This is a genomic window from Comamonas trifloxystrobinivorans (genome assembly GCF_043359985.1).
Taxonomy (GTDB): Bacteria; Pseudomonadota; Gammaproteobacteria; order Burkholderiales; family Burkholderiaceae_C; genus Comamonas; species Comamonas trifloxystrobinivorans.
Genome location: NZ_JBHZGV010000016.1, coordinates 1 through 15,600 on the forward strand (window position 1 = coordinate 1; position 15,600 = coordinate 15,600).

Here is a 15,600-nt window from a genome sequence, read left to right on the forward strand (position 1 = left end):
GGCTGTTGGCTGTTGGCTGTTGGCTGTTGGCTGTTGGCTGTTGGCTGTTGGCTGTTGGCTGTTGGCTGTTGGCTGTTTAGGATGTCTCGTCCCACCCCTTCAGCCAGCGCCTGCGATCACAGCAAATAGTGGCGGTTTGGCTGCCGCAGGACAGCCAAACTTCGTGCTCTGACTTGCGGCCGCTGTTTGATCGGAGCGCTTTAGCGCGCAGTGAGTTGGGCCGCACGCCGCTATTTGCTGTGATCGCAGGTTGCCGCCATTGACCCGCTTCGCGGGGCAATGGGGGACGCTGGATGTAGGGCACGTTTCTTTGCCTCCTGTCTTGCCGTGCAGCAAGAAAGGAGGTCGCCCGCCGGGGCGAGACCCGGCCAGCTGCTGCAAGCAAAACACACCAACGCCAGTTAGAAAACCACCCTTCGAGACGCAAAAATGACAAGCCCGCAGGAGTGCACCCATGCTGGGCGCACAAGAACAAGGGGCTTGCCACCGCAAGCCCCTTGTTCTTCAACAATGCTGGTTCACCCAGCCTATCTCACACCATCAGCTCAATCAAAAACGGCCCAGCCTGTGAAAAGCTGGCGCGCATCAGATCTGCGCACTCATCCATGGTGGTGGCGCGGGCCGCAGCCACGCCCATGCCTTGGGCCAGGCCCACCCAGCTGATGCCTGGGTTGCCCAGGTCGAGCATGCTCATGGCCGTGGCGCCGGGCGTGGCGCCCACGTTTTTGTACTCGCCAATCAAGATGTTGTACTTGCTGTTGTTGAGCAAGATGGTGGTCACCGGCAGGCGCTCACGCGCTTGTGTCCACAGCGATTGCAGGCTGTACATGGCCGAGCCGTCGGCCTGCAGGTTGATGACGCGGCGCGCCTTGCCCGCGCCCAGCGCCGCGCCGGTGGCCACGGGCATGCCGTCGCCAATGGCGCCGCCACCCAGGTGCAGCCAATCGTGCTCGGGCGCCGCAAAGGTGTGCGGGTAAAAGCCGCGGCCGTAGGAGATGGATTCGTCCGAGACGATGGAGTTGTCCGGCATCAGCGCTGCCACGGTTTGCGCCACCGCTTCGGGCGTGGGGGCGCCGCTGGCTGCGCTGGGGCGCGGGCCCACGTCGGGCATGGCCACGGCGGGCGCGCCCAAGGCTTCGGCCAGCGCTTGCAAGGCTTCGGTGGCGCTTTGCTCGGGGCGGGCCAGCGTGTGCAGCTGCGTGGTGGGCGCGTATTGCACCGAAGGCAGGCCGGGGTAGGCAAAAAAGCCGATCGGCGGCTTGGCGCCCACCAGAATGATGTGCTCAAAACGTGCCAGCGCCTTGATGGCCGCTTCCATGCCATAGGGCACGCGCTCTATCGGCAAACGCCCGCGCCCGCGCTGCACATGGGCGCAAACATAGTCCAGCATGATGGCCGCGCCGCTGGCTTGCGCCACGCGCCAGGCCAGTTGCTGGCCAGCGGCAAAAGCGGCATCGCCAGCCAGCAACAGCAGCACATTGCGGCTGCTGCGCAATACGCGGGCTGCGCCTTCTATAGCGTGGGGGTCCAGCGCCACCGGTGCGGGCACGGGCCAAGGCGCGGCCTCCACGCCGCCTTCGCCCCAGCTCGTGTCGGCAGGCAAGATAAGGCTGGCGATCTGGCCGGGGAAGGTCTGCGCAGCACGCACTGCCAAAGCGGCGTCGCGCCCTACTTGCGGTGCTGCCGTAGCGGTGTGCACCCAGGCCGAGACGCTGCGCGCCAGCGCGTCAGTATCGGCCGTCAGTGGCGCATCGTACGGGCGGTGGTAGGTGGCCTGGTCGCCAATGATGTTGACGATGCCACTGCGGGCGCGACGCGCATTGTGCAGGTTGGCCAGGCCATTGGCCAGGCCCGGGCCGCAGTGCAGCAGAGTGCAGGCTGGTTTGCGGGCCATGCGGTAATAACCGTCGGCCATGCCGGTGACCACGTTCTCTTGCAAACCCAGCACGCATTGCATGCCGGGCACTTGGTCGAGCGCGGCGACAAAATGCATTTCGCTCGTGCCAGGGTTGGCGAAACAGGTATCGATGCCAGCGGCCAAGAGCGTCTTGACCAGGCTTTTTGCGCCGTTCATGCGGGCTGCCTTCCTTCTATGCGGGTTCAACAAATGGCTGCAGCGCATTGTCGGGCAAAGCGGCCGTTTGGCCGGTCACGCAGATGGCATGGCGGCCCGGGCTGCGGGCCGTTGGGCAGGGGGTCAGGGCTGGTTGAGCGCCGCCTTGAACAGCGGCTTCCAGGCAAGAATGTGCTTGCTGGTGAGGCGCCCCATGGCGACTACGCTGTTGCTTTGCGCCAGCGCGATCATGTCGTAGTGCTCTTGGGCCGAATCGAGCTGGCGCTGCCAGCCCTCGGGCGACTCAATGCCGTACAGACGCATGTCTTCACGCATTTTCATCGCCGTCTGGGTGAGCAGCGGGTTGCCCACCGCATCCAGCAAAGCCTGGTGGTAGAGCATGTCGGTCTCTATAAAGTCAGAGATGCTGCGGCGCTTGACGGCATCGGCCACGTCGTCGGCCAGCGCCAGCAGATGGTCGACCTTGTCGATACCTTTGCGCGCCAGCGTTTCCATGCCAAAGCGCTCTACCAGCTCGCGCATGGTGAACAGGTCGTCCAGCTCTTTTTGCGTCATGCCCTCCACACGGAAACCCCGGTTGGGCAAGGCCGTTAGCAGATGGTTACCACACAGCACCAATAAGGCCTCGCGCACCGTGGTGGTCGAGACTTTCAGCTCAGCGGCCAGGCTGGGCACGGAATACACCGTTCCTGCTGGCGCCCGACCCGACATGATCTGGGAGCGCACATGCTGCAGCACCTGCTCACGCAAGCTATAAGACCGCACATCCTGCATCAACTCCATGGATGAACCTCTATCCCATTTGGCAACGCAATAAACAAAAACTCACGAAGACATTTTGCCGCGTACTTTGCGCTCGCGCAAATGGTATTGAGCACACCAGTGCTAAGCACAATGTCAAGCATCGTCTTCGCGCATTTGCCGGCTTGCGCTGCACCCGCAAGCACCCGAGGCCGTGGTGTCAGCCAGCCGTTGCGCGCCAGTGAAAAAACAACAAAGCGCCCGCAGGCGCTTGTGAAAGGCTTCGTGGCCGCGGCAAGCCGGCGCTATGCGCTCACCACACCACCGGCTCCGGCTCCAGGCGGATGCCAAAGCGCTCGTACACGCTGGCCTGGATGGCGCGGGCGAGCGTTACCACCTCGCCGCCGGTCACGCTGTTGTCGCCCTGGCCCAGGTTCACCAGCACCAGGGCCTGCTTTTCGTAGACGCCGGCCTTGCCAATGCTTTTGCCGCGCCAGCCGCAGGCGTCGATCATCCAGCCGGCGGCCAGTTTGACGCTGCCGTCGAGCATGGGGTAGTGCACGATCTTGGGCTCACGCGCAATGATGTCTTCGCACAGCTCTTCGCTCACCTGCGGGTTTTTGAAGAAGCTGCCCGCATTGCCGATGACCGCCGGATCCGGCAGCTTGGCACGGCGAATCTCCACCACCCAATCGAGCACGTCTTGCGCGCTGGGCTCGGCCACGCCTTTTTCGGCCTGTTTGCGCGTCAGATCCAGGTAGCCGAGCTCGGGCTTCCAGTCTTTGGCCAGGCGCAGGCGCACGCGGGTGATAACCGCCCGGCCTGCCAGCCCCATGCCGCGCGGCGTGGTGCTGCCGCTGGCGCGGGCAATCATGGTGAGCGGCATGGTTTCGGCAGGCGCGTGTTTGAAGACCGAATCGCGGTAACCAAACGCGCACTGCGCGGCGTTGAGGCTGAAGCTCTCGCCATTGCTCAGATCGATGGCGTCCAGCGAATCAAAGCGGTCTTGCAGCTCTACGCCATAGGCGCCAATGTTTTGCACTGGCGCTGCGCCGGCGGTGCCGGGGATGAGCGCCAGATTCTCCAGCCCGGCGTAGCCCTGGGCCACGCTCCAGGCCACTACCTCGTGCCAGACTTCGCCGGCACCTACCTCAATGATGTAGTGCTTGTCCGTCTCGGCCACCAGGCGTTTGCCCTTGATCTCCATTTTGAACACGGTGGGCTCGACATCGCCGGTGATGACGATATTGCTGCCGCCCCCCAGCACCAGCACCTGGCGGCTCGCGCCCAGAGGCGGGCCGGCCAGAAAATCACGGATATCCTGTTCGGACTGCACGCGCACCAGGTTGGTGGCGCGGGCCACGATGCCAAAGGTGTTGTACTGCTGCAGCGGGGCATTTTTCTCGACTAACATCGGCAGATTGTCGCACTTGTGGCGACCCCTTTATTGTTACGCCGCGCGCGCAAGGAGAGTATTTATGCCATCGTTTGACACGGTTTGCGAAGCCGATTTCGTCGAGGTGAAGAACGCTGTAGAGAATTCGGCCAAGGAAATTGGCACCCGCTTCGACTTCAAGGGCACCTCGGCCGGGATCGAGCTCAAGGACAAAGAGATCACGCTGTTCGGCGACGCCGACTTCCAGCTCCAGCAGGTCGAGGAAATCCTGCGCAACAAGCTCACCAAGCGCAATGTGGACGTGCGCTTTCTGGACAAGGGCAATGTGCAGAAGATCGGCGGCGACAAGGTCAAGCAGGTCATCAAGGTGCGCAACGGCATCGAGCAAGAGCTGGCCAAGAAGATCCAGAAGCTCATCAAAGACAGCAAGATGAAGGTGCAAGCGGCCATTCAGGGCGACGCGGTGCGTGTGAGCGGCGCCAAGCGCGACGATCTGCAGGCCGCCATGGCGCTGCTGAAAAAAGACGTGACCGACGTGCCGCTGTCTTTCAACAATTTCCGCGATTGATGCCCGCTGCGGCAGCCCATGGACGATAAATAATTCAAAATGCATCAAAAGCAACGATAGTTAACACAAACCGGCAGGCAATCCGCGTTTCATCAGCCCCAAGTGATACGTAATTTGCTATGGTTAGGCGGCAGGCGTTAGCAAACTCCTGTCGCCTAAGTTTTTTGTTCTGTCCCCTACCCGCTGGCTCTGCCGCTGTTTGCATATGAAAAATCAGCCCCAACCTGCTCGTCGCCCCGCTCTTGCCCCTGTGCGCTTCGCACTGCTGGCCGCGTTTCTGACGCTGGGTGCCGGCCAGGCCGTCTGGGCGCAAAACAACGAGGCTGCGGCCTCGCACAGCGTCGCCCTCACCGGCATTCTGGGCAATAAAGCGCTGCTGGTGATTGACGGCGGCGCGCCCAAAGCGGTGGAAGCTGGCAGCAGCTACCAGAAGCTGCAGGTGCTGAGCGTGAAAGACGGCGAAGCCCAGATCCGCATGGACGGCAAGACCTTTACCGTGCGCATGGGCGAATCGCCCGTCAGCGTGGCCGGCAGCGCCCTGCCCGTGAGCAACACCGGCCGCATCGTGCTGATGGCCGACACGCGCGGCCACTTCATGACGCCGGGCATGATCAACGGCAAGGCCACCCAGTTTGTGGTGGACACCGGCGCCACCACCGTGAGCCTGGGCATGGCCGAAGCACGAAAACTAGGTATTGATTACAGCAAGGGCGAGCGCGTGCAGATGGGCACCGCCAACGGCGTAGCCCAAGGCTGGCGCCTCAAACTGAACACCGTGCGCGTCTCCGACGTGGAGCTGCGCAATGTGGACGCGGTCATCATGTCCAACGACATGCCCTATGTGCTGCTGGGCAACAGCTTTTTGAACAGCTTCCAGATGAACCGCACTGGCCAGCAACTGACTTTGGACCGGATGAGGTAAGGCGCGGCTGGCCTTTCTCATAGAGCTTGGAGCAACATGGACTGGCAGTTTCTATCCACATTCTTCCAGTCTTGGGGCCTCTTGGACGCCCTGCAACTGCTCGCCTTTGGGCTGTGGTACCTCAGCCCCGTTTGGATCGCAATCGCCTATGTTCGGCGTGAGCCCGCCAGCCCGAAAATCAAGCTGCTGTTTACGAGCTTTGCCGTTTTGCTGGGCTACCTGCTGTGGCAGCTGCTGGCACACCCTCTCAACAGCCTGATGTCTTCTGCCAATCAGCAACTGATGGGCCTGCAGGCACAGGGATATTTTGACAACAGCCCGCTATTAACGGGAATCGTGCTCTGGTTCAGCCAATGGTGGTGGAAGCTATTGCTTTTGTATGGGCTGCCTCTTTCGGTGTTGCTGAGCGGGTACCTTTTGAACAAATACTGGCTCAGGCCCGTTGTCGCAGCAGCCCAAACCCCAGCGTCGCCAACCCCGCAAACACCGCCCCGGCCATGAATGTGCCCTGGTAGCCCCAGCTGTCCCACAAGGCGCCAGCAATTAGGCTGGCCAGCAGCAAGGCAACGCCGGTGACCAGGTGGAACACGCCAAACGCGGTGCCGCGCAAATCGGCCGGCACGGTGTCGGCCACCATGGCGTTGAGCAAGCCTTGGGTACAGCCCATATGCAAGCCCCAGAGCGCCGCGCCCAGCGCCAAGCCCCACAGGCCGGGCAGCCAGGCCAGCGCCAGATCGGCCAGCACCAGCAGCACCATGCCTGCAGCCAGCACCTGGTGGCGCGGCAAGCGGTCGGACAGAGCGCCCGCCGGGTAGGCCGAGAGCGCGTAGGCCACGCCCATCACCACCAGCACCAGCGGCGCCCACATGGCAGGCAGGCCTGCGTCCACAGCGCGCAGCACCAGAAAAGCCTCGCTGAAGCGCGCCAAAGTCATCACCACGCCAACGGCTACCACCCAGCAATAAGCGCGGCCCAGGCGAGCCATTTCGGCACGCTGCAGGGGAAAACGGCGCGGCTGAGCGGCGGCTGCAGGCGCGCGCTCGGGCTCTTTCACAAAAATCACCAAGATGGCGACGGCGATAAATGCTGGCAACACCGCAAACCAGAACACGCGCTGGTAGTTGTTCGCCGTCCACCACATCAGCGCCATCGCCAGCAGCGGGCCGGTGAAAGCGCCAATCGTGTCCAGCGTCTGGCGCAAGCCATAGGCGGCGCCGCGCAGCTCGGGCGGTGTGACATCGGCCACCAGCGCATCACGCGGCGCACCGCGAATGCCCTTGCCCACGCGGTCAACAAAGCGCGCCCCCACCAGCCAGCCCATGCCGGTGGCCAGCGGAAACACCGGCTTGGTGAGCGCGCCCAGCCCGTAGCCGATCACCGCCAACAATTTGCGCTTGCCAAAACGGTCGCTGATGGCGCCCGAAAACACCTTGGTGATGGCCGCCGTGGCCTCGGCAATGCCTTCAATCAAGCCCACTTGCAAGGCCGTGGCGCCCAGCACGGTGGCCATGTAAATGGGCAGCAGCGCATGCACGATCTCGGACGAGATGTCCATGAACATCGAGACAAAGCCCAGCGCCCACACGCTTTTGGGGATGGCACGCGGGCCGGTGGCAGCGGAGTTGGGAGCAGTCATCAGCGCCAATAGGTATGAATCATGGTTCGCACGCCACGCAGTATGGCTTGTTCGGCCGTCCAGCGGCGCACGGCCTGTGTCAGCGGCAAGCCGCCTGCCACCCACAGTACCGTGTCCGGATGGGAATCCTGCCAGGGCCGCTGGCTCAGCCACTGCAAAACCCGCGCAATCTCCGGGGCCGATGCACCGGGCTTGCCTGCGCATATCCAGTCGATTTGCGCGCTGGTGGGCTCTACATCCAAGGCGGCCTGCTCTGCCTCGTCGGCTACCCACAACAGCACATCCAACGACGCGCCGGCTGACGCAGCTTGCAGCATGCGCGCCGCTGCCGGTAGCGCACAAGCATCTGCTACCAGCACCACACGCGCAGCGTTCAACAGCAAACCACCGGCCGGGCTGAGCACGCCCACCGCGCTGCCCGGCTGCGCTTGCTCGGCCCAGCTGGAACCGGGCGAAGCGTTGATGCCATTACCTTCGCTTTCGTTATCTCGGTGCAAAAGCACATCCACCTCGATCCAGCGCTGCTCCAGGTCGATAGCGCGGATCGTATACGTGCGGCGCGGCAGCCGGGGCTGGCCGGGCTGCCATTGCAAACGGCCATCGCTTTGCACCGTGGGCCAGGCCGGCGCTTGGCCAGGCAAAGGCAGCAACATGCGCACATGCAGGCCGCCGTCGGCCAACGCCAGCACGCCCTCGCCTTGCAGGCGCAAGCGGCGCATGCAAGGCGTGATGGCCTGGTTGCTCTGCACTTGCAGCACCTGCAGTTGCGCGCTGCTGCGCGGCGTCTGGCCGCTCCAGGCCACGTGCCAGCTGCCATCGGGCCAGCGCATTTCGTCGGCAAACTCGCCCAGGTGCTCGGTCAGCGAGAGCTGCATCAACTCGCCCATGCGCGGCGTGGCCGGCCGCAGCAACACGGCCAGCTGCCGCGTCGCCGTCACCTGCAGCTCTACCGCGCCCACGCCGGCCAGGCTCAGCAACACGCGCTCCGGCGCAGGCTGCTCCACGGCAATGCCTTCGTCGCGCCAATGGCTTACCAGCCACTGCACAAAGGCCGCAGCACGCGGTAACTGGATTAGCGCATCCAAAGGCTTGGCGATTGGCGCGCTCATGCTGCGCCCTCCGCCGCGCCCACTGCGGTCATCGGCTTGTGACGCAACAAATACCAGGTGGCCCACCAGCAAGCCAGCGCCAGCACGCTGCCCACAGCGAACAAGCCCGAAAAGCCCAACTGCTTGGCAATAAAGCCGCCGGCGATGGAGCTGAGCATGTAACTCAGCAACTCTGCACAGGCCAGGATAGAGAAATCCGTACCCGGCTGGCGGCGGCTGGAGGTGGCCATGAACAGCGCGTACAGCGCCACCATTTCCATATAGCGCTGCACGCTCAGCCCCACAGCCAGCGCCGCCAGCGGCGCGGTGCCACCCAGCCAGTGCCAGGAATGCAGCAGAAAAAGCACAAACGCCAGCACGCGCAGCGCGCTCAGGCCCAGCAACACCTGGGCGCGGCTGCGGTGCTGCAACCAGCGCGCCGCCAAGTAACTGCCCGCCAGCCCGGCCACAGCCGCGCCAGTGCCGGCGATGATGCCCACCTGCCCCAAACCCAGGCCGCTGTGCAGCAGATAGCTGCTTTCCATGGAGCGCAACATGCCTTCGGAGAGCCGGTACACCACGGCCAAAGCCAGCACCGCGCCCACGCCAGGCCGGGCAAAAAACTGGCGAATGCTCGGGCGCTGTGCGCCAGGTGAAAGTGGCTTCGTAACCCCGGCTTCGGCAGCGCCAACTCCCGCATCGGCCTCCAGCTCGGGCTCCAGCATCCAAGGCAGGCTGAGCAACGGCAGCAGGCACAGCAGCGCCATCAAGCCCATGGTAGGCAGCCAGCCCCAGTGCTCCACCAACCACATCGCCAAGCTGCCGCCAATCAGCACGCCGCCCGCCACCGATGCGGCCTGAATGGCGTTGCCGCGCCCCAGCTCTTCGCTGCGCAGTTGGCGCGTGGCGTAGCCGTCGGTGGCAATGTCTTGCGTGGCAATGCTGAGCGCCATGCACATGCCGATTGTCACGATCAACGCAATCGGCGCTTGCGGCCCGGCCCAGGCCAGCGCGCCAATGCAGGCTACCGTGGCCAGTTGGGTGCAGACGATCCAGCCGCGCCGGTGGCCCCAACGCAGCGGGCGCAGGCGGTCCACCCAGGGCGCCCAGAGGAATTTCAGCACCAGCGGCAGCATCAATATGGACAGCATGCCCACTTGCTGCAGCGGCATGCCGGCGGCGCGCAAGGCGGCCGGCACCGTCATGATCATCAAATACGAGGGCACACCTTGCGCCACATACAGCGCCACCAGCACGGCCCAGAAACGCCAAGGGCGCGGCGCCAGTTGTACGGCCGCGCCCGGCTGCGCAGCCAGGTGCGCAGTCTGCTCTTGCATGGTTTCAGTACTCCACCGCGTAGTTGACGGCAAAGGTGCGGCCGCGCCCGTAGAAGGCAAAGGCCTGCGGCGACACCGCGCCCGTGCCGTACAAGGCCATGGCGCGCTGCGACCAGGTGGTCAGGTATTGCTTGTCCAGCAGGTTTTGCACGCCAAAGTTGACCCGCCCCACCGGCAGCTTGACGCCGCCCATCAGATCGACCACGGTAAAGCCGTCGATCTTGAGCGCGCTGGCGTCCTTGAGCGTGAACATGTGCGTGGCCTGCAAACGCAGCGTGACCGGGTTCGGGCTCCACTGCACATAGGCCGAGAGCTTGGACGGGCTCGCCGTCATGATGCTCTGCTTGGCCCAGTTGCCGTTTTGCTGGCTCTCGGAGCGGATCCACAGCGCATTGCCGCCCACATCCCAGCCGCGCGCCACCGTGTAATCGAGCGCGCCTTCCCAGCCGTAGTTGCGGCGCTTGTCGTCGGCCACGTTGATGGTGATGTTGTTGTTGGCGTTGTTCACCTGCAAGGTCTGGTCGGACCAGGCGTAGAACAGCGCCGTCTGCGCCCGCAGCGCGCCGCTGGCCTGCTTGAAGCCCCATTCCACCTGGCGCGTTTTGATGCCCTTGAGCGGCGAGTTTTTCGGGTCTATGCCCGAGAGCAGCTGCCAGTGCGTGCCATTGGCCACATAGCTGCCCTGGCCGTAGTACTTGGCTGGGTCGGGCAGCTCAAAGCCTTCGGCGTAATTGAGCCAGGTGCTGCGCGCAGCGTCCAGCTGGTAGCGCGCGCCCAGGTTGAACAGGCTCACGTTGTAGCTGTTCTTGCCACCGGCAATCGCATCGGCGGTTTTGCCACGGCCGAGCAGCATGTAAACCTGCTGGGTGTAGCCAACAAAATCGTCCACCGTGAGATTGGTTCGCTGGTAGCGCAGGCCGCCGTTCAGTGTCCACTGCGGGGCCAGCTTCCATTCGGCCTGGGCAAAGGCGGCGGCCGTATCTACGCGGTAGCCGGGGTAGCGGCCCACGCTGCCGATCTGGTGGTTGACCATGCCGCCCGAGGCCAGCGACTGTGCGGTGTCGAACACGGCGCCCTGCGCGTCAAAGCTCTCGCGCTCCCAATCCAGGCCATAGCGCAGATTTAGGTTACCCCAGGTTTTGGACAAGGCGCCCTTCAAACCCCAGGTATCGGTGTTCTGGCGCGAGGCGGTGACCACCGAGCTGGGGAAAGGCGCGAAGTCCAGCTTCTCCTGCCTCCAATAGCCTTGCACATACAGATCTTGGCCGCCCAACACCCGCGCAGCGTGGTAATCGGCATTGAACATGGCGCGCTCGGTCTTGGGCATCACATCGCTCACAAAACCGCCGCGCTGCTCCAGCAGCTCGGGCTTGCCGCCCATGATGCCGGCCAGATTGGGGCCGCCATACAGGTAGGACGAGCCATCGAACTTGTTGCGGTAGTACTGGCCGGTCAGCCCCAGGCTTTGCTCGGGGCTGAGCTTGATCTGCAGGTTGCCCAGCAGATCGACGCCCTTGGTGTTTTGCGCATCGGTCTGCGCAATATCGGTGCGCACCGGCTGGCCCTTGCCGTCGTAAAAACTGCCGTTGTTCTGCAGCGCAATGCCCAAGCGGCCTTGCACGCGCTCGTTGCCACCGGCCACCGATTGCGCCAGGCGGTACTGGTGGTCGCGCGAGCCTTGGAAACCCGAGGTCACGCCCACTTCGCTGCCCAACTGCAACCCGGCCGAGCTGCCTTTTTTGGTGATGATGTTGACGATGCCGCCAGTGGCACCGCCGCCATACAAAGCGCTCGCACCCGAGAGCACCTCGATGCGCTCGATGTTGAACGGATCAATCGAATCGAGCTGCCGCGCCGTACCGCGTGAGCTGTTGAGCGACACGCCGTCGAGCATCACCAGCATGGTGCGGCCCCGCAGGTTCTGGCCAAAATTGCTGCGCGACTGGCCGCCCAGATCAACGCCCGGCACCAGCTGGCCCAGCGCCTCGGCCAGGCTTTTGCCGCCGTTCACCTGCTGCAGCAGCTCTTGGCTTTCAATAATCTGCGTGGTCTGCGCCAGCTCGCTGCGAATGGCCGGCGCGGCGCTGGCAGTGACACGCTGCACCGCCAGCTCTGGCTCGGCAGCGCTGCTGGCCTGCTCGGTCTGGCTCTGGGCCTGGCTTTGCGCCAGCGCCGGCCAGGCCAGCGCCCCGCCCGCCAAAGACATGGCCAAGGCCACGGGGCGAAGGCGGCACTGCGCCTGGGCCTTTGGAATGGTGATCTGCTTCCCCTGCTTTTTCATGTTCGGTCCGTCGGTACGCTTACAACTACAAGGGACAAAGCGTAAATCGGCGAGAATGCGAGGTCTGTTCTTTTGAGAACAATTCTCAATACACATGCAAACCCCAACCGCTTTTCTTACCATGGAGCAGGTGCTGGCCCAGTGGCAGCACTGCATGTGGGCCCATACGCTGAGCGGCGAGCAAGCGGCGCAGCTGGTGCACCCGCAGCTGCGGCTACGCCACGTACGCGCTGGCCAGCACCTGTGGCACAGCGGCGACGCACCCCAGGGCTGGATTGGCGTGCTGCGCGGCGCCGCCAAAATCTGCGTACCTACCGAAGACGGCCGCTCCATCACCTTGTGCGGCTACGCCGGCAGCTGGTTTGGCGAAACCTATCTGCTGCGCCCCGGCGCCCGCATGGACTGCGACGCCATCGCCCTGCACCCGCTGACCATGCTGACCTTGCCGACCAATGCCTTCCACGCGCTGCGCCAGGCCGCACCGGCTTTCAGCCAGTTCCTGCTGGAGCTGATGGCCGAGCGCACCCACCAGCTCATGCGCCTGCTCACCGCCCAGCAATGCACGGGCGTGACCAGCCGCGTCGCCCAATGCCTGGGCTCGCTGGTGACGCCCATGAACTTTCCCTTCCCCGACGCCGGCCTGCTCAATATCACCCAAAGCGAGCTGGCCGATTTTTGCCAGGTATCACGGGCGCGCTTTAACGAAGCACTGCTGGAGCTGGAGAAACAGCAGTTTGTGGAAGTGGGTTACCGCAGCGTACGGCTGAAAGATATTGATGGGCTGCGGCGCTATGGGGCTTAGGATTTGCGGCTTGAACCAGGCTTTAGCTGTTCATCACCCGATCCGTACCAGCGCCACCCGGTTCAGCACCGCACGCACCACGCTGAAAGCCGTCAGTGCAGAGGTTTTGGCATTGCCCGCCATAGCCCGGCCCCGCATCTGCACTTCCATCTGCCCAAAAACGCCCTGCGCCACCCACTGGTGCAGGTTCTCGCTCACACTTGGGTCAGCAAACAAACGCACCTGCGTGCGATCCAGCCCCAGCCCGGCCAAAGAAATGGTGGCCGCCACATTGGCATTCTTGGGGTAAAGCTGCGCTGCCTCGCGGGCACTGCCTTCGAAAATACAGACCGCCTCTTGCAGCGCAACCAAATCACAGCACTGCTCAGCGGGCGTGCCCAGCCAGGCCAACGGCGGCTTGCGCCCGGTGTAAACCACCGCATCCAAACCGCCCAAACGGGCTGCCGCCAAAGCGTCCATGCCACCGATTGCACCGGAGACCAGTTGCACTTGCGTCTGCCCTCGGGCAGCCGCCGCTTCCAGCTTCTCCAGCATGCCCGGCGCACTGATCGCCCCGATGCTGGTCACAATCGCCTGCACACCACGCTCAAGCGCTGGCAGCACATGCTGCTCTACCGCGGCGTGGCCCGCGCACTCCACAATGCAATCAGGCCGCGCCTCCAGAGGCAAAGCTGTCACCACTTGCGCCCCAGGTGCTGTTTTGCGCACCGCTTGCAGCACCGATTCACGCAACTGCGAAACTACCACCCAGCCCACCTGAACGCGGCCCTGGTTCTGCAACATGCCCAACACCGCCGCGCCTATAGCGCCGTGTCCCACCACTGCGATTTGCATTTTTTCTCCTGAACAATCCCATCTCAAGGCGGGCTGCCTGGGACTATGCGGCAAAAAGCATAGCGTTTCAGCTGCGAACAGGCAGCCTTAGCGTCGCCCATATTGATTGATATCCTATATTCGATAGCATTCTTTTTACCGAACCCTTCCGCTCAGAAAGGCCTGTCATGTCGATGATTGTTGTATTGGTCAAAGTGCTTCCCTCGCTGCATCAGCGTATTGTGGATTCCCAGGCGCAATTGCTCGGCCCCATACTGGATGGGCAAACGGAGCAAGGTTTTTCATGCGCCACGGATGTCTTTGACGAGCTGGACTATCGCGACCTTGACCGCTGGGCCAGTGATGCATCCAACCCGTTTTACCAACTGCTCAATGATGGTGATGTGCTGGTTGACGGCTACGACTGGAACCAGGGGCCGCCTCTGTATTACCCACCCAACGCGGTCCGTACGTTGCTGGGCACATTTCAAGCCTTCGATGCCCCTACGGCTTACGACGAATGGGAATTGCCCGATGACGAAGAGGAAGATCCGCACTGGCATTACAGCGCCGTCATCGATTTTCTTCAGCGCGCCGTGAACGAAAAAAAGGGCTTGATTCTCGGCATCTCCTGAGGCTGCGCAGTTCGCCAAACCAACAAAAAAGCGATGCCAGCAAAACCGGCATCGCCCTTATCCAGGTCTGGAAACCGCGCAGCCCAAGCCGCGCCCCACCTAGAGCCGCTTACTTGTCCTTCTTCTGCCCCAGCTTGGATTCCTTGCCCGCCAGCAGGCGCTCAATATTGAGCTTGTGGCGGTAAATCAGCAGGCCGGACATGGCGATGATGGCCAGGAAAATCCAGCGGTTGAACTCCCACAGCTCGCCGCCCAGCAAGATATACAGCACGGGCGCCATGATGGAAGCCACCAGCGAAGACAGCGACGAATAGCGCCAGATGGCGGCCACCACCACCCAGCTCAACAGCACCAGCAGGCCCAGCCAGCCGCTGAAGCCCAGCAGCACGCCCAAGGCGGTGGCTACGCCCTTGCCACCTTCAAACTTGAAGAACACTGGCCACAAATGGCCCAGAAAAGCGCCCAGGCCGGCGAGCGCCATGGTGCCCTCTTCCAGCCCGTAAGGCTTGCCAAACCAGGCTACCAGTGCCACCGGCAACCAGCCTTTGGCGGCATCGAGCAACAAGGTGACGATAGCAGCCGCCTTGCTGCCCGAGCGCAGCACATTGGTGGCACCCGGGTTTTTGCTGCCGTAGGTGCGCGGGTCGTTCAGGCCCATGACGCGGCTGACGATGACAGCAAACGACAGCGAACCGACGAGGTACGACAGGATGGCGACCAGAATGGAAATGACAATACTCAAAACGGCTCCCCTTGCGTGCACAGCAACGGCTGCGCAGACTGGCGTAAATTTTTATGGTGGACGAAAGCAGTTATTCTGCCAGCGCGCAGTTTACCGGTTTGGCGCCTAGTACTTGCACACAAACCTGCGGATCGAGCTGCACCAGAAAGCCCCGGCGCCCGCCATTGATGGCTATGCGCGGCAGCTCCAGAATGCTTTGCTCCACATAAACCGGCATGTCCTTGCGCGTGCCAAACGGCGAGGTGCCGCCCACCAGATAGCCGCTGTGCCGGTTGGCCACCTCGGGCTTGCAGGGCTCAATGCTCTTGGCCCCGATCTGCCGCGCCAGGTTTTTGGTGGAGACCTTGCAGTCACCATGCATCAACACGATCAGCGGCTTGGCATCCTGGTCTTGCATCACCAGGGTCTTGACGACCATGTGCTCATCCAGCCCCAGCTGCTTGGCCGATTCTTCCGTGCCGCCATGCTCCACATAGTCGTACGGGTGTTCGGAGAACAGCACCTTGTTCGCTTTCAACCACTGGGTGGCGGGGGTTTCGCTGATATGGTTTTTTTTGCTCATGGC

The 15,600-nt window shown here is 63.1% G+C and carries 15 protein-coding genes; 5 read left to right on the forward strand and 10 right to left on the reverse strand.

Annotated elements, in window-relative coordinates; all coding sequences use genetic code 11:
* Positions 1–532: 532 nt before the first annotated feature.
* From ACFIQF_RS18965 to murB, 3 genes are all read right to left on the reverse strand, one after another.
* Positions 533–2,074, reverse strand: a complete 1,542-nt coding sequence (locus ACFIQF_RS18965; protein ID WP_393945207.1) for an acetolactate synthase large subunit — start codon at positions 2,072–2,074, stop codon at positions 533–535.
* 123 nt (positions 2,075–2,197) lie between these two features.
* Positions 2,198–2,857, reverse strand: a complete 660-nt coding sequence (locus tag ACFIQF_RS18970) for a GntR family transcriptional regulator (RefSeq protein WP_393945208.1) — start codon at positions 2,855–2,857, stop codon at positions 2,198–2,200.
* A 271-nt stretch (positions 2,858–3,128) separates the two neighbouring features.
* Positions 3,129–4,229, reverse strand: coding sequence for a UDP-N-acetylmuramate dehydrogenase (gene murB / locus ACFIQF_RS18975; RefSeq protein WP_393945209.1), 1,101 nt, complete (start codon positions 4,227–4,229; stop codon positions 3,129–3,131).
* 64 nt (positions 4,230–4,293) lie between these two features.
* Here murB and ACFIQF_RS18980 point away from each other — a divergent pair, with 64 nt between their 5' ends.
* The 3 genes from ACFIQF_RS18980 to ACFIQF_RS18990 all read left to right on the forward strand — a co-directional run bounded on the left by ACFIQF_RS18980 (position 4,294) and on the right by ACFIQF_RS18990 (position 6,202).
* Positions 4,294–4,779: a YajQ family cyclic di-GMP-binding protein gene (locus ACFIQF_RS18980; RefSeq protein WP_393945210.1), complete on the forward strand. Its 486-nt coding sequence runs from the start codon at positions 4,294–4,296 to the stop codon at positions 4,777–4,779.
* A 205-nt stretch (positions 4,780–4,984) separates the two neighbouring features.
* Positions 4,985–5,701, forward strand: a complete 717-nt coding sequence (locus ACFIQF_RS18985; protein ID WP_393945211.1) for a retropepsin-like aspartic protease family protein — start codon at positions 4,985–4,987, stop codon at positions 5,699–5,701.
* Between the two features lie 36 nt (positions 5,702–5,737).
* Complete coding sequence (locus ACFIQF_RS18990; protein WP_393945212.1) at positions 5,738–6,202, forward strand: hypothetical protein; 465 nt, start codon at positions 5,738–5,740, stop codon at positions 6,200–6,202.
* On the opposite strand, the gene ACFIQF_RS18995 is transcribed toward ACFIQF_RS18990, so the two are convergent.
* Genes ACFIQF_RS18995 through ACFIQF_RS19010 form a run of 4 tightly spaced genes read right to left on the reverse strand, consistent with a single transcriptional unit; the run spans position 6,135 to position 12,043 of the window.
* Positions 6,135–7,337, reverse strand: a complete 1,203-nt coding sequence (locus ACFIQF_RS18995; protein WP_393945213.1) for an MFS transporter — start codon at positions 7,335–7,337, stop codon at positions 6,135–6,137. The two genes, ACFIQF_RS18990 and ACFIQF_RS18995, sit on opposite strands and share 68 nt — an antisense overlap.
* Complete coding sequence (locus tag ACFIQF_RS19000; RefSeq protein ID WP_393945214.1) at positions 7,337–8,446, reverse strand: siderophore-interacting protein; 1,110 nt, start codon at positions 8,444–8,446, stop codon at positions 7,337–7,339. Before ACFIQF_RS19000 ends, ACFIQF_RS18995 begins: the two co-directional genes overlap by 1 nt.
* Positions 8,443–9,762: an MFS transporter gene (locus tag ACFIQF_RS19005; RefSeq protein WP_393945215.1), complete on the reverse strand. Its 1,320-nt coding sequence runs from the start codon at positions 9,760–9,762 to the stop codon at positions 8,443–8,445. Before ACFIQF_RS19005 ends, ACFIQF_RS19000 begins: the two co-directional genes overlap by 4 nt.
* A 4-nt stretch (positions 9,763–9,766) precedes the next feature.
* A complete protein-coding gene (locus ACFIQF_RS19010) occupies positions 9,767–12,043 on the reverse strand; it encodes a TonB-dependent receptor (protein WP_393945216.1) in 2,277 nt (758 codons plus the stop codon).
* A gap of 94 nt (positions 12,044–12,137) precedes the next feature.
* Between ACFIQF_RS19010 and ACFIQF_RS19015 the strand changes: the two genes are divergently transcribed.
* Positions 12,138–12,845: a Crp/Fnr family transcriptional regulator gene (locus tag ACFIQF_RS19015; RefSeq protein ID WP_393945217.1), complete on the forward strand. Its 708-nt coding sequence runs from the start codon at positions 12,138–12,140 to the stop codon at positions 12,843–12,845.
* 33 nt (positions 12,846–12,878) lie between these two features.
* On the opposite strand, the gene ACFIQF_RS19020 is transcribed toward ACFIQF_RS19015, so the two are convergent.
* A complete protein-coding gene (locus ACFIQF_RS19020; RefSeq protein WP_393945218.1) occupies positions 12,879–13,679 on the reverse strand; it encodes an aspartate dehydrogenase in 801 nt (266 codons plus the stop codon).
* Positions 13,680–13,846: 167 nt separating this feature from the next.
* Here ACFIQF_RS19020 and ACFIQF_RS19025 point away from each other — a divergent pair, with 167 nt between their 5' ends.
* Positions 13,847–14,293, forward strand: coding sequence for a hypothetical protein (locus ACFIQF_RS19025; RefSeq protein WP_393945219.1), 447 nt, complete (start codon positions 13,847–13,849; stop codon positions 14,291–14,293).
* A gap of 109 nt (positions 14,294–14,402) precedes the next feature.
* Here the strand turns inward: ACFIQF_RS19025 and plsY are convergent, their stop codons facing one another.
* Together plsY and ybaK are read right to left on the reverse strand one after the other, a co-directional pair.
* Positions 14,403–15,035 carry a glycerol-3-phosphate 1-O-acyltransferase PlsY gene (gene plsY / locus ACFIQF_RS19030; protein ID WP_393945220.1) on the reverse strand — a complete coding sequence of 211 codons (633 nt, stop codon included), beginning with the start codon at positions 15,033–15,035 and terminating at the stop codon, positions 14,403–14,405.
* 70 nt (positions 15,036–15,105) lie between these two features.
* Positions 15,106–15,597, reverse strand: coding sequence for a Cys-tRNA(Pro) deacylase (gene ybaK / locus ACFIQF_RS19035; protein WP_393945221.1), 492 nt, complete (start codon positions 15,595–15,597; stop codon positions 15,106–15,108).
* Between the last annotated feature and the right edge of the window lie 3 nt (positions 15,598–15,600).